This window comes from Bacteroides sp. AM16-13 (assembly GCF_003602705.1).
Taxonomy (GTDB): Bacteria; Bacteroidota; Bacteroidia; order Bacteroidales; family Bacteroidaceae; genus Bacteroides; species Bacteroides xylanisolvens.
Window position 1 is genome coordinate 81,017 of record NZ_QTLK01000009.1, and the last position, 12,874, is coordinate 93,890.

At 37.7% G+C, this 12,874-nt stretch carries 16 protein-coding genes; 3 read left to right on the forward strand and 13 right to left on the reverse strand.

Features of this window, described 5'->3' with window-relative positions; translation table 11 throughout:
* The first annotated feature begins 52 nt into the window (after window positions 1-52).
* From DW173_RS09565 to DW173_RS09570, 3 genes are all read left to right on the forward strand, one after another.
* A complete protein-coding gene (locus tag DW173_RS09565) occupies window positions 53-541 on the forward strand; it encodes a DNA-binding protein (protein WP_022275128.1) in 489 nt (162 codons plus the stop codon).
* Between the two features lie 141 nt (window positions 542-682).
* A complete protein-coding gene (locus DW173_RS23815) occupies window positions 683-790 on the forward strand; it encodes a smalltalk protein (protein WP_004303578.1) in 108 nt (35 codons plus the stop codon).
* Between the two features lie 4 nt (window positions 791-794).
* Complete coding sequence (locus DW173_RS09570; RefSeq protein WP_007752484.1) at window positions 795-1,223, forward strand: N-acetylmuramoyl-L-alanine amidase; 429 nt, start codon at window positions 795-797, stop codon at window positions 1,221-1,223.
* 207 nt (window positions 1,224-1,430) lie between these two features.
* Here the strand turns inward: DW173_RS09570 and DW173_RS09575 are convergent, their stop codons facing one another.
* From DW173_RS09575 to DW173_RS09635, 13 genes are all read right to left on the reverse strand, one after another.
* Window positions 1,431-1,868 (reverse strand): WbuC family cupin fold metalloprotein, encoded by a 438-nt coding sequence (locus DW173_RS09575; protein ID WP_007752482.1) that lies wholly within the window; start codon window positions 1,866-1,868, stop codon window positions 1,431-1,433.
* Between the two features lie 5 nt (window positions 1,869-1,873).
* The gene (locus DW173_RS09580; protein ID WP_022275129.1) at window positions 1,874-2,872 is read right to left on the reverse strand and encodes an MraY family glycosyltransferase; all 999 of its coding nucleotides are present in this window, start codon (window positions 2,870-2,872) and stop codon (window positions 1,874-1,876) included.
* Window positions 2,873-2,879: 7 nt separating this feature from the next.
* Entirely contained in the window at window positions 2,880-3,869 is a 990-nt protein-coding gene (locus DW173_RS09585) for an NAD-dependent epimerase/dehydratase family protein (protein WP_022275130.1), read from the reverse strand.
* Between the two features lie 121 nt (window positions 3,870-3,990).
* Window positions 3,991-4,494: a glycosyltransferase gene (locus DW173_RS09590; RefSeq protein WP_007752474.1), complete on the reverse strand. Its 504-nt coding sequence runs from the start codon at window positions 4,492-4,494 to the stop codon at window positions 3,991-3,993.
* A 13-nt stretch (window positions 4,495-4,507) separates the two neighbouring features.
* Window positions 4,508-5,032 carry a PssD/Cps14F family polysaccharide biosynthesis glycosyltransferase gene (gene pssD, locus DW173_RS09595; RefSeq protein WP_007752470.1) on the reverse strand — a complete coding sequence of 175 codons (525 nt, stop codon included), beginning with the start codon at window positions 5,030-5,032 and terminating at the stop codon, window positions 4,508-4,510.
* 14 nt (window positions 5,033-5,046) lie between these two features.
* Window positions 5,047-6,654: a hypothetical protein gene (locus DW173_RS09600; protein ID WP_120144367.1), complete on the reverse strand. Its 1,608-nt coding sequence runs from the start codon at window positions 6,652-6,654 to the stop codon at window positions 5,047-5,049.
* Between the two features lie 27 nt (window positions 6,655-6,681).
* Window positions 6,682-7,608 (reverse strand): ATP-grasp fold amidoligase family protein, encoded by a 927-nt coding sequence (locus DW173_RS09605; RefSeq protein ID WP_007752464.1) that lies wholly within the window; start codon window positions 7,606-7,608, stop codon window positions 6,682-6,684.
* A 113-nt stretch (window positions 7,609-7,721) separates the two neighbouring features.
* Window positions 7,722-8,792 (reverse strand): glycosyltransferase family 4 protein, encoded by a 1,071-nt coding sequence (locus tag DW173_RS09610; protein ID WP_022275132.1) that lies wholly within the window; start codon window positions 8,790-8,792, stop codon window positions 7,722-7,724.
* A 5-nt stretch (window positions 8,793-8,797) separates the two neighbouring features.
* Window positions 8,798-9,901 (reverse strand): glycosyltransferase, encoded by a 1,104-nt coding sequence (locus DW173_RS09615; RefSeq protein ID WP_022275133.1) that lies wholly within the window; start codon window positions 9,899-9,901, stop codon window positions 8,798-8,800.
* Window positions 9,902-9,903: 2 nt separating this feature from the next.
* Window positions 9,904-10,134 carry a capsular polysaccharide biosynthesis protein Cap5H gene (locus tag DW173_RS24320; protein ID WP_007752458.1) on the reverse strand — a complete coding sequence of 77 codons (231 nt, stop codon included), beginning with the start codon at window positions 10,132-10,134 and terminating at the stop codon, window positions 9,904-9,906.
* A gap of 63 nt (window positions 10,135-10,197) precedes the next feature.
* The gene (locus DW173_RS09625; RefSeq protein ID WP_022275134.1) at window positions 10,198-10,809 is read right to left on the reverse strand and encodes a serine acetyltransferase; all 612 of its coding nucleotides are present in this window, start codon (window positions 10,807-10,809) and stop codon (window positions 10,198-10,200) included.
* Between the two features lie 6 nt (window positions 10,810-10,815).
* Window positions 10,816-11,715 (reverse strand): hypothetical protein, encoded by a 900-nt coding sequence (locus DW173_RS09630; protein ID WP_004303590.1) that lies wholly within the window; start codon window positions 11,713-11,715, stop codon window positions 10,816-10,818.
* A 12-nt stretch (window positions 11,716-11,727) separates the two neighbouring features.
* Complete coding sequence (locus DW173_RS09635) at window positions 11,728-12,870, reverse strand: hypothetical protein (protein WP_007752455.1); 1,143 nt, start codon at window positions 12,868-12,870, stop codon at window positions 11,728-11,730.
* Window positions 12,871-12,874: the final 4 nt, after the last annotated feature.

Genomic DNA, 12,874 nt, shown 5'->3' on the forward strand with positions numbered 1-12,874 from the left:
AAAGGGAAAAGAATCCCCGGACAATATGTTTAACCCTTTAATTTATTGTTTTATGATTCGTTACAAAATTTATCAGAACCAGCAGAAGAAAGGCTTGAATGCGGGTAAGTGGTTCGCCCGTGCAGTAAGCGACGAGACGTTTGATTTGGCAAAGCTTGCCGAACACATGTCGAAGCACAATTCACCGTATTCCGGTGGTGTCATCAAAGGTGTGCTTTCGGATATGGTGGATTGCATCAAGGAATTGTTGCTAGACGGCAAGTGTGTGAAAATTGATGATCTTGCCATTTTTGGTGTGGGTATTCGCAGTAAGGCAGCCGATGCGCTGGAAGAGTTTTCGTTGGAGAAGAATATTAGCGGCATGCGTTTGAAAGCCCGTGCCACCGGTAATCTGTCGGCCAATAATCTGAAACTCGACAGCCAGTTGAAGCAGCAGGCGGAATATCAGAAACCGACAACTGCCGGAGGAGGTTCTGATTCGGGTGACACCCCTGACCCGAAACCGGACGGAGGCGGCGAAGCGCCCGACCCGGCTGCCTAAAAGATTCACCACGGAGGACACGGATTTCCACAGATTATATTGAATTGGTAGTTGCTAAAGTAGTCGATTATTTATCTGTGTGAGTCTGTGTAGATCTGTGGTAAAAGAAAACTATTATTAATTTATTTAAAACCTGTTATTATGAGTAAATCATCATCTCCCCGCTCTGTATGGAGCTTAGTTCTCAAAATCGTTATCACTGTAGCCACCGCCATCGGAGGTGTGTTCGGAATACAAAGTTGCATGTAACTCCATGCGGACTATTACATTAATTATCATTCATTGCAGTGCCACGCCGGAAGGAAAGTCCCTTTCGGCGGAGGCTTGCCGACAGGATCATATCTTGCACCGTGGTTTCCGTGATATTGGCTATCATTTTTACATTACTCGTAATGGGGAGATCCACCGGGGACGTGCGTTAGAAAAGGTCGGGGCACACTGCCGTAATCATAATGCCCATTCGGTTGGTGTTTGTTATGAGGGAGGGCTGGATGCGAACGGGAAACCGAAAGATACGCGTACATTAGAGCAAAAAGGAGCTTTGCTCGCTTTGTTGAGGGAGTTGAAAAGACAGTTTCCGAAAGCGTTGATTGTGGGACACCGGGACTTGAATCCAATGAAAGGATGTCCGTGCTTTGATGCGGTGAAAGAGTATTCTCAAGTAATTTCTTGTCAAAAGTAGCTTCTTATAGATTTCCACCACAGCCTTATTGTATAAAAAAATACCAACGATCTTCACAGACAGTTGGTATTTTTTGGAAATGCAGGGATTCATGTTTGTCACATGAATCTAGGGACCTACATTTTTTCATCTCACTGTAAATGTTCAATTATAACATAGCGTATTAAAAAGCACTTTCAGTACTTCTTATTCATTGTTTTTCATCGTTCAACGAGTATAAGCTCCATCTTTAGCCTCAAAGATGACAGATGGTTCAATCACTTCTACAGTATGCCATGCACCCTTAGGTATCTGACAACCATACTTGGCTTCTGTAGGATTGAGATGGATACGCTGTACTTCCCGATACTCAACCTTACGAGCTACATTTTGTACACTCACCCCCTTCTGAAAATCGTCCGTATCCTTCTCATACGAAACTACTTCCTCATAAATTACTTCGTCCAACTTACCACACAGGCAGATTACTGTTTCGGTAGTATCTTCATGTCGATGGATGGGCACCTTAGTTTCCGGCAACAATGCGTTTAGCATACGTTGACTGGTATCAGCAGGTGAAGTGCGTAGGTCGAAGTTCTGACGCAAACGTGGATTCTCCATAGCTTGCTCAAATAACTTATCTAAAAATTCTTTATCAAATTCCATAATCGTTATTGTTTCAATGATATGAGATATTCTTCATGTAAACGATAGTATTTTTTCATGAACAATATGTAAGCAATAGCCAATACAACTGATACACCCACCAGATATAACCAATGAGCAAACATCGTATCGGGACAAAGATAGATAAATCCTAGAGAAATCACTAACTGCATAACCGTATACAGTAATGAAACTTTTACATGCCCCACTTTCAACTCATTAGCCATAATCTGATAAGCATGCTTACGATGTGCCTCGCCCAAGTTCTCGTGCAACATAATACGATGTACAATAGTCAGACAGCCATCCACACCATATACCAACAGGAATATCAGCCAAGTAATATCCGTTGTCTCGATCATCACATTACCTAACAGAAACAGTATGATAAAAGCAATGCCGATAGAGCCGACATCCCCTGCAAAGCATTTCGCTTTACCCTTCGGACGGAAATTAAAAATACAGAACACCAATGAAGCAAGAATCGTTGATATGATCAAACTCTGTTCTACAAAAACACCATTTATATTCACCAGTGCCAACGGTATCAATACAGCCAAAGAGTAGCCTGCTGTGATACCATTGATTCCATCCATGAAGTTTATCACATTCGTGGCACCGACATAGACTATTAGTGCCAGTAATATTATCCACCACATTGACCAATGCAATATGCCGAGCTGATAGAATGCCATTGCGGCAGCTGCAAACTGAGCAACCAATCTTACAGAGTCCGGCAATGAATGGATGTCATCTACAAAGCTAATGCCTGCTACAAGCGTCAGGCCTGCCAGAAACCAGGGATATTGAAATCCGAAGAAAGCGCTCCAAATCCAGATACCAATTAAAAAGATTATACCTCCGCCACGCAATACAATCGTAGAGTGCGATGAGCGTTCGTTGGGTTTGTCGATAATGTTAAAGTGGTCAGCCACCTTGAAATAGCATAACTCTAATGCCAATAGAATCACAAAAATAATTCCGTAAGTCAAGTATGCATTCATAATCATTCTACTGCTTAAAACTTCTAATAGTGTCCATCAATCCATCCTTCGCTCTTACCGGCATCCGCGTAATGCCAAGAGCAGCCTTGATCTTGGCATTACTCACTACATAGTTTTCTGTGAGCTTCTGCATCCGAAGAGGATTGAGCGGAAGATGAAACCACCCACCCACTTTTGCAACTCCGTTCATCAGACCTTTCGGAATGCACCATATATGAGTTTTCTTACCAAGAGCCTCACAAATAACCTGAATGAGTTCATTAGTTGAAAGAGCTTCATCGTCTCCCATATGGTAAATGCCCGAAGGTACATTCTTAGTTAAAAATCCGTCAATTACTACACAAAGATTTCCAATACTGGTAAACGAACGGCGATTCTCAAAAGCACCAAGAGGCCATGGAATCCCCTTGCTCACTACTCCATAAAGAAGATTGAGGTTACCCTTGTTTCCAGGACCGTGAATCATACAAGGGCGTATAATGTACACATTCTTCCCTTTTACAAGAGAGTCGCCATCATCAAAATTGTGATAAGGACGTTTGAGAGCTTCAGGTGCGAAATGCCCGATTATATAATCCTCCGCTTTAATTTTACTCTCTCCATAAGGACCTACGGGAGTGGGAACGCATTCTTCTGTAAGGAACTCGCCTTCGACCCTATCTGCAGCACTCTTTACTGTAGAGAAGAATATAAATTTCTTTGCAGACTTACTGGCAAGAAACCAGTCAAAAATACGCTGAGTAAGACCTGTATTTACCTTGAAATACACATCCGCCGCACTCTTGTTCCGAGTGTCATGTGCCTTACCAGCAAGATGGATAACAGCATCAATCTGCGGCAAATCAATGCCACCCAGATCATTCCATGAGAAAGTCTTTACTATACCGTCCTTCTCTGGAGCCACAATGTCCAGACCATATATTGTATTCTCAGGCGAAAGCGCTTTCACTAAATTTGAGCCGACGAAACCGTGGACTCCGGTAATGAGGATATTCATTTGATAAATTATTTTATGTTATTCTATTATTTCTTCCAGTACTGATATCCTATACTCCTAAATAGAACTGAATTAAATTCTTATTCTTATGCAAAAAATAACCACCTCATTGGTTTCCTCGCTATAAATTACTTATCCGTCGTCCTTCTTGCTCCATCCACGCAGAAATCCACCTGTCCAATACTGGCACTATCTCGCATTTGAAGTCATTATTTCTGGGAACAAAACCCTCAAGTTTTGGCCATGCTTCTACAAGAGAATAAGTTCCGTCAATAATATATCCGCCATCGCTAAGTTTCTTAACGAGTTCTATTTGATGATTATCGGCCATTTCATTGAATTCATGCAGACGAGCCATGGCTATCACTTTTTTGCCTGCTTTAATACTGTTAAAAAGAGCACCACTACCTGCATGAGAAATCACAACAGAAGCATTCTTGATATATTTCTTGAACTCATTTTCACCGGTAAAGCGTATGGTTGTAAACTTATTGGTCTCGAAGTCGGTATTTCCGATCTGCGCTACAATTTCTTCCGTAATTCCATATTTCCCAATAAGCATCTCTACTTCCTGTAAACAACGAAGAAAACCATTAGGCTGTGTTCCTACTGTTACAAAAATCATATTCTTGTCCTCCTTATACTAAGGTTCCATAATACTCTGCATGTCCCTTATAAACATCAACCATTTCGGGCCACTGGACTATAACCTTGTCTGCAAAGCGTTCTACGATCTTACCTGAAATAGTTTTGTTATACACTTTGGCTCGAGTCTCAATGTACACAAAATGGGAACCATAAAACTTCGCAATAAAACAAAGTGGCACTGCAATATTACTTCCTGTAGAGATAATCACTTTCGGACGATACTTCTTCCATATCGCATGACACTGCTTGAAGAGCTTCCAATAGGCAGACAGATAACTCGCATGAGTCAATTTACGATCTTTATCCTTAGTAAGTTCATCACGTTTATCCGCAAACGCCATCGCAAACTCAATCGCTTTTACATCTTTAAGTGACGGTATTCCTTTATTTGCGCGTTTATTATCGGTGAGTATAACAGAATCGTACTTGCTAAAGAGCTCCTTCAAAGCCATCAGCTGAGCAAAATGCCCTCCTTCATTACAGGCAAAAATTACTATATTATTCAATTTTACCATATGTCACCATTTATCTATTCTTTATTTAATGCATTCACATTCTCAGCCTCTATCAATTCATAATCCTTATAATATAAATAACAGCTCCCTATCATATCAATGCAATATTGTGCCAATTCTTTACTCGTATATAATTTACAAATAAAAGGAAAGCAGACGTTGTACGGATTTGTTCCTGCGTATCTGTCTGCATAACGTTCCGGCTCATTCTCAGGATCACATACACTATTATATGCATTTACATAAAACTCATGCCTACCTTCGGAATCAATAATAGTATGATTACATATTCCCGGATTACCCACTTTCCACTCTCGTTCAATTGTAATCCATTCACCGGCCTTCACTAGAAAAGATGAAAGTTCGTCATTCAAATCATCATAGTTCTCAAGACCAATATTGACATCACAGTGTCTCCTCCGACAAAGTAAATGGAAATAGAGTTCTTTTGAATCAGGAGCAGGTTTTGATATCCCGAAAGAATTGGCAGAACCAGAATACATATCTGTTTTCTGACCTGTAGATGAGCCAAAATTACACCATGACCCTTGAATACTAAACCATGTAATAGCTTTTGGGTATGACAACATAGCTTCTTTCATATCTTCGGGTAGAAAGAACTTGATTCTATCTTTGAAATAAGTTAACGGATACTTTGCCAAAGAAAACTGCTGTCTCATATTTGAGGCTTCTTTGAGTAAACTTTTGCAGTTTATCATCAACACATTGCGTTTTTCTCCTGTTGGGTCTGGTACAAACGAATACATCATCCCTTCAGAACCATTATGGACATCTTGAAATTCCGAAACGTCACAAGACAAGTCATTGGAATATGGCTTATAATGCTTTACATTACGGTCATACTCAAAAAACACTTGTCCTTGTACTACTTTTTCGCAATCATTAAATTGCACTTTCCCTTGTTTGAAAAGAGTATAATTCTCGGGCTTCACTCTTCTACCATTCCGATATATAACCACTTCTGACAAATCCGCAAACTGATCTTCACACTGATATGTATTTTTACCATTGATAGCTTTCTTCAAAGCCTTAGTTTTAACTTTTGTCGTCTCAATCAGCATTCTATTCTTCCGCATATATTGCTTTATATCAGGAGAATTATCAATATTTGTGATATCATAATAATTACAAACAAACGACTTTGAATAAGCGTCAGGTACTTGAGAAAAATCACACTTTAACAGTCCAACCTTGCTTTCAATAATACCTTTATAAGTTTTGGAAGCCGATATTGCCTCCTGATAAGTATCGTAAAGATGAGATAAAATTTCCACATAACCTGAAGGTCCCTTGCTTTCATCACCTATTCTGATATAATTATAATAACGTCCAGTTTTCTTAGACTTTAGTCCAAAACAAATTGTTATTTTTTGCGAATCAAAATTTTCCGGAACATTCCTTACGTAGACCTCCTTAATATACCTATTTACTTCTTTATTATCTGAATATGGCTTTACCCCCTTTTGTATAGCATACAAAGGAAACAGACACAACAACACTATTGCAAAAAGCAAAAATGTAAATACCTGTTGCATCAATAAACTATTTCGTCTGATTTTTTTCCCTATAAAAAACATATCTATATATCTACCTAAAAGCATTGTGTATGTTTGATTTTCAATACACTCTCAACACTTAACATGTACATATTCTTCTGATATTTCATTTATTCTGACTTTGCTTCCCATATCCAAAAGAATTTCTGAAGTAAGATAATCCATAAATCCGCCGAGTGAAGTAAAAGTAAGTTCTCCAAAATATATTTTTTCATTTACTTCGTATAGGTCAACACGAAGTATAGGGAACTCTTCAGATAACTTAGATGCAACTTCAAGCATACGTTCAAAACACTTTGGTTTAGGAAGAATTTCTTTACCTTGTCTGTAATGCTCCGTAAATACGGACCACTCCGGATGATAATTCCAATCCAAATCATAGACTCCGGTATCAGCCCCTTCCTTTCCTCTGTTCCAAGCACACCATATACAATATGGTTTACCATTGAGACACCAAACCTTATAATCAATTAGCGAAGAGGTATTGATAGACTGTTTATTAATATCAAGAAGCTCCTCTGCTATGACACAAGGCTGAATTCTGGCATAATGAGGTTCACCCGTAACATCACCATATTTAATTGATACAAGTCTATCATAAGTATCTATAACAGTAGCTTTATCAAGCTTATCTTTATCACGACATATAAGAATATCACCACAACCGTTATTCACTTTTAAGACGAACTGATTGGGAAGCCTGTCCCAATCTATATCACTTGCCTTGTCCCATCGACCATAAAGTTTTACCAATGTATCTCCAAGTCCTAAAGACTGCACATATTCTCTAACCTTATATTTATCAGCTAAGTCAGCCCATCGGCTAGTATCACCATAAAACTTGTTCCAATTAATCTTTTCGTTAATATCGGTAGGATGCTCATAATTCGGCATCTTATGAAACTTGTAGAAGTACTTCAACCGAGCCACTTGTATAGGCTTCAACAAATGAAGTTTACAAAACAAAGCTACAACTGCAAGAATGACTTTCTTCTTCATAACAGTATATTATAAAATATTGATATCTTTCAATAAGTCTTTTGTAATGACAGTCTTTATACTATAATCGTAAATCTGTTGTACATCCAATCAAGAGATTAGCGCAACTCATCCTATCTTATACTACTCGTTTTTAAAATTTTATCATAGCACCCTATTAATTCTTTTTTTATAGCCTCAGGCTGATAGTCCCGACTTATTCTGTAACTAGCTTCACCATACTTCTGCCTAAGCTCTTCACTTTCAGCCATCATTTTCATAGCCAGATATATCTCTTTATCATTTCCGGGAGTGACAAACACCCCACTCACACGATCTTGCACAATAGAAGGAATCCCTCCTACATTAGTGGTTATGACAGGTTTATGATATGATTCAGCCTCAAGAATGGAAATAGGCACACCTTCAATAAATGAAGGAAGAATGTAAACATCCGCCAAATTCAATAAATATTGTTTCTTCTCTTTATCAACCCACCCCTCAAATCTTACTAATGTTTCTATTCCCAGCTCTTTGATAATTGAAAGAAGTCTATCTGTCTCCCCGTTCCCCCCTATATGCAAAACTATCCTATTTTGAAGTTCCTGCTTATGATCTCCTATCGCCTTCAAAACATTGAAAATACCTTTGTTATCACAAATTAGTCCAAGGAATAGAAAATGTACAACTCCATTCTTTTCAACATTCTCAATATTTGGTTCTCTTATCACATTTTTGATAGTCACAATATGCCTACATCCGATACTCTGGAAATAATTATTCCATTCACCGGAAAGGCACACGACACAATCTACTTTTGCTAAGATAGCATCCACTTTTTTAATATTCGAGAGTCTGAATTCTTTAAAGCCACCTCCGTGACAATGAAAAACTACTTTTTTCCCCATCATCTTTGCAATCTTTATTGCATAGTTCTTTCGCCAAAAGCTAGTACCGGAAGCAGAATGAATATGTACAATCTCAATTCTTCGATCAGTGAAAAGTTTCCAAATGAGCAACAAATATCCACTGACAGCATACCATACTTTCTGCACATTGTTCAATTCACCTGCAGCAGTCCTGACAAACTTGAAAGGATGAATAAAAGTAGAATAAGTATTGAGTACACTAGCAATACCTCCTTTGGGGATTTTGTAATCCATTCCCACAAACAGAACTTTCTCAAATATCCTTGATTCAGACATACTGTTTATTCATTAAAGTATTCCACATATTTTCTTGCACACTCAGCAATTGTATAAGGACTGTTGTCCTTCATGCTCATTGCATTTTCCTTAATTGAATCATAATTATCAATGGCTTTTATTAAAGCATTCTTGTAATCTTCCAAACTATGAGATTTACTGAGAAAGCCATTTACACCATCTTTAATCAAATCCACAGCTCCGCACACCGGAGTACTCACAACTGGAAGTCCCGCAAGACTTGCTTCAAGAAGTGTGATTGGCATTCCTTCAAAATTTGAGGATAGGCAAAAAATACCGGCATTTAGCATATAATCAGCCACATTTTTTCGAGGCCCGACAAAGTGGATCCTATTACACGCCATTGATACTATCGACTGTCCTTCCGGAGTATTAAATCCTGCACCCACGACAATCAGATCAATGTTGTAACCCTCTTGTACCAGTATGTTCACTGATTCAATCAGAAGCTTCTGATTTTTTACCGGATGACATCTCGCAACATGAATCAGTAAGAGGGAGGAAGCGTTGTTTTTAAGCAGATTCATCTCATTGCTTACCGCTCCAAATAAATCTGTAGAAACTATTGGAGCTCGTCCATTAGTTATACAACGTATAGGGGTGCGCGAATAAAATGCCTTAAAATCAGCATAGTTCTTTTCTGAGAGACAAGACAATTTAAAACGGCCCAATCTTCCCAAAATATTGCAATACAACCTCAGCAGTCCCTTATCGTAACCATTATGCAAATCACTATGTACGGAAAAATACACTTTCTTCGAAAAAGAAAGCAATCCTATAGCCAATGCACTATATTTAAGGGTAGGAATCATATGTACATGAATCACATCAGGATTGAATGCTTTGAGAGCAGTATATACCCTCCACTGACTAGACAACTTGAGGCCATTCGGAAGCCCTAAATTCACATAATGTACACTATCAGAAATCTCCGATCTAAAAAAATTCCTAACTTCCGTTTCCTTCTTATCATCCAGAATAGTAACAAGATATGTTTCGTTTTCTTTAGCTAACTGATTACTTAAATCGACAACAAAGCGTTCTGCACCTCCACCGGCTAAGAATGTTATGAGTTCTACTATTTTCATTATTACTTTGTTTCTATTTTCTTTGCAGGACTACCCCCGACAATCACAAAAAGCTCAATATCTTTGGTAACCACAGATCCTGCCACAATCACCGCATCAGTTCCAATATTTACTGGCTCTACAATACACACACGAGAATTTATGATTGCATAATCTCCAATGATTGCTGATTTACTGCTGTTTGTTCCAATATTCACATACTCATAAATAGTGACATTACCTATATATATCACAGCAATAACAGTTAAAATATTTCAACAACCAAAAAGGTAAATGCGTCTTTATACCCCCATTTTTTATCTTTTAATCAACCATCGATTTTGAATGTACTCAGGATGTTTATTCTCTCCAATTACTCTACAAGGATTTCCTACGGCAGTACTATTCGAATAAACATCTTTCGTTACTATTGAACCTGCACCAATCAATGAGTTCTCGCCAATATGTACACCTTCTATCAAACAAGTCATAGGGCCTATATATACATTATTTCCAATAATTGCTTGATTACCCTCATTTGTACCTATATTACTCATCTGAGACAAATTAACATTATTTCCAATAATACACCTAATACTAACACACATGCTCATTGCATGCCCTAAATACAAACCATAGCCGATCTTAGATCCGGCATGAACACGACAATCATACTTAAGTTTATAATGTTCATGACGCAATTTACATATAGGATAGAAACAGCCACGATAACTTGCAAATCTCAACCAAAACAAATGTTTAAGTGCCCTATCACGAAATGACTTTAACCATATTACCCCAAGACTATCGACTCGTCCATAAATCCTAAAATAATCACTTTTCAGGAGTTCAAGACAGTCTCTGTAACTTGTGGGAATAGGAATATCTATTTCGCTCCCGTTTCTAATTTTATAGTGTTCAAATTTCATAGCAATTTAGTTTTTTAAAATCCTCTTCGCTAAAACAGCAGCCACATTCACCATTTTACTCGCTAACGGATAACGTTTACCAAGTACGTCAACAACAATCACTCCTTTGTAAGAATTCAAAGTATGAAATGACTGACTCAATTCGAAATGAGGTGATGTCATTCTTCTAACTTCCCTAAAGACCCATTTTCCATCAACAAAAGAGGTTTCTTGCAAAGAGATAGCATGACCATAATTAGTATTACTCTCTTGTGCAGGACGATACACCTTTCCATTAACTTTGAAAAAATATCCAGCCATTCGAGCAATACGCTCTGGAAAAATGCTACTCGTCACATATACAAACTGTTGCTTCGTGTCACTCCACTCATATTGGTCAAGCTGAAAGCCATTTGCATACTCGGCTTGTGTTGTAAATAATTGAGGTTTCCCAAACAAATCTGTAAATACAGCATCTGTTAATGGTTTGTCAGACAATTCATGAATCAATGTCATGTCGTCATTTATAGGATTATACTCGTAGATATTAAGTACACCATCTTCACTGTTTTCTGGATAAACATATATTTTATCATCTTTACGATATATAATAGGAAAACTCAGATGTCCTGGACGTTCCAATATCACTTTCTTCTCTATAACGTAATTGTTCCTCCTGTCAATCACTAACTTCGAGATTCTTCCCTTAGAAATCTTCTTCGTCACTTCCTCCACCAATACTATGATAGTATCATCAGTTACATCAAGAATAAACGGATCGGCAAACCAAGAATTGGGGAAATTATGAGTTACAAGAGTTAGTTTAAGTTTATCACCTCTAACAATACCTTCAAAAGTATTATCCAAGAAACCGATTTCCCAATGAAGAGAAGTCAGCTCTTTATACAATTTCCGCAATGCATTCATAAATAATAGAATTTACAATCGATTCCTAAGTGTTGTTTTGAGTTCTCTAAATAAACTATGCCAAAATGGCTTTTGGTCTTCTTTAAAGTAGGTAATAAAGCATGTTGTACGTCGATAATTTCGCCACCACTCTTTCAATGAGAACTCACGTTTCAGCATGCACTTAAAATAATATATTTCCGGCATTAAATAAGTAGTACTAACAGTGGACACCGACAACTCTTTTTGCCAATCACCTCCAGAATAATACAAATAGTAAATATATGGAATATTCATACCAGCCGATGTTTGACAAATTGCATTTCCATCATTTCTGAAATTTGTTTCTGTAAAATAGTTCTTACCCGTTGACTTTTCTTTCAAAAACTCAATGCTGAAGGTTCCTGAATAACCAACCCTTTTAATAAACTCTTTAGCCTTACTAAGTGTATCTAAGAACTCCGGTTCAACCTGATCAAATTTCAAAAAGAAAGTATTATCTATTCCGTTAGGACGATCAATATGTGTACGCCCTGAGATAATTATATGTTTTCCATTATCCATTGAGCAACCTAAAAACTGAAATTCAAAATCCTTTATTATAAACTTTTGAATCTGTATAATCGGACAATGCTCAGAATTCGCTAAAAATTCCTCCAATTCTTCTCTTTTCTTACAAATTTTAATATTTTTTTTGCTTCCCTCCACACTTGAAATAGCTTTGGTTATACATGGAAACTCAATATCTGCAGGCACTTTCCTATCAGATACCATCCACGTACGAGGAACATCAAGCCCAACCTCTCTTGCAAGATCAGACATATATTCTTTACTCATTTTACGTTCCAAACTTCCTGGCATATTTGTTACTGGAAGTATAAAAAAGGGACTTAGCCGTTGAACAGAAGAATCAAGCACAGAAGATACGTTATCATACGATGAATACACTATCACCTTGTTTTTTGTATCAGAAAAATGTTTTAGCATTTCATCAACCACTTGTTCTGGTGATGAGCATACCCAACCTTCTATTACGTACCTACTTTTAAGTACAAAGCTGTTTATATTTTCGCCAACTATAAGCACATAAGAATTGAGCCCTTTTTGGCCGAGACTCTCAACTATACCAAGAGTATTATGGTGGTCTGCACCAATTACCAAAACTTTATTCTTCATCTGA